1 protein-coding gene is annotated in these 1,250 nt (G+C 50.7%); it reads left to right on the top strand.

The annotated features are described in order from the left end of the window. A partial coding sequence (locus tag KDK19_RS04415; protein ID WP_257291407.1) for a hypothetical protein occupies nt 1-1,250 on the top strand: 1,250 nt, incomplete at both ends.

Here is a 1,250-nt window from a genome sequence, read left to right as displayed (position 1 = left end):
CGCCATCGGTCTGGCAGGATTGGCAGCAGAAAGCGGTAATGCAATACCAACCCTTGCGTCTTTCAATTTTATCGACGAATTTGCACCGATTCGCTTGCAGACAATGGTTGGAGACCATCTGACGCTTGTTCAGGCCAGTCAGGCTGTAGAAATCTTCAAGGACATGATGAGGTGCTCCCCACCCTACCCTTTGTCTATCGTAGATCACCCTGTCTTGCCAAAAGTCCAGGAGCTGGTTTACAGGGCCAGGAATGAAATGAAAACCGGGGCTCAACGATACGACGACGAAATTAATGGCATGAGCAAAAGAGCCTTTCACCCTCTCGTGCCTGAAAGATTCTTCTCGGAACACTTCGCTACTCATTCTCACACTGGTATCAGGATAATAGCTCTGTTGAGTGAAGGTCTGATCAGCAAGGTTGAACTTCATAATTACATTAAAGCGGTCAGAGGTGTCGATGGTTATCAGACAGTGGATGAATTCGAGCACTTCCATGGCTACCGCTACGGCGTCAATGTGCCTCAATTCAAAAAGGTTGTTCAAATGATGTCTGACGAGGGTGCAAAGGAATTCATGCGCAATGCCTTCGATCCTGTGACCGTGACCACCACTGGCCCTTCAGGTATGAAAGAGTCTGTTACCGGCATGAAAGAGTACGCAGCTGCGGTCATCGCCAACTACGTCCTTAACGATATTGCCTTCAATAACGGCCGCAGGACGGCAGCCTTCCTGGCCAATATTCAGGATACTCTGGCACCTTATGCCAATACCCTTGGCGTGTCTGAATCAGAGCTGATCAAGGCTATCCATGACACCTTGATGCAGACTCATGCTGCAGCGGTTGAGCATCGGCTCAATGATTACTGGCTAAAACCTTCAGCCTCTCTGGTACAGGCGGCCGCCTGGTACTTCTTCACCTATAAGCCTCTGCTGGCGATCCATACCGCCGAGCAGGCTGAAAGGCTGTCTCTCTCAAACATGGCGTTCCTCTATCTTCTGGATCTGACCAGCCGGGGTGATTACCTGCACAGAGCTCTCACACCTTTCGAGCACTGGCTGGAACACTATGATGTTGATCTTGACCGAACTCGCCAATATACCTACCACGACGGCATTGAAAAGATCTCTGAAGTGGGCGGGCTGGCCATGCCATTGGGTAAGGCCGCTTCCTCAGTCATTCTGCTGAGAACCGGGTCTCTGCTGTTTGCCAGACAGTACAACGCCAACCCCCGGATGTATCGCAGCATTT

Source organism: Endozoicomonas sp. ONNA1 (assembly GCF_024606325.1).
Lineage (GTDB): Bacteria > Pseudomonadota > Gammaproteobacteria > Pseudomonadales > Endozoicomonadaceae > Endozoicomonas_A.
This window is presented reverse-complemented; position numbering and strand designations above follow the sequence as displayed.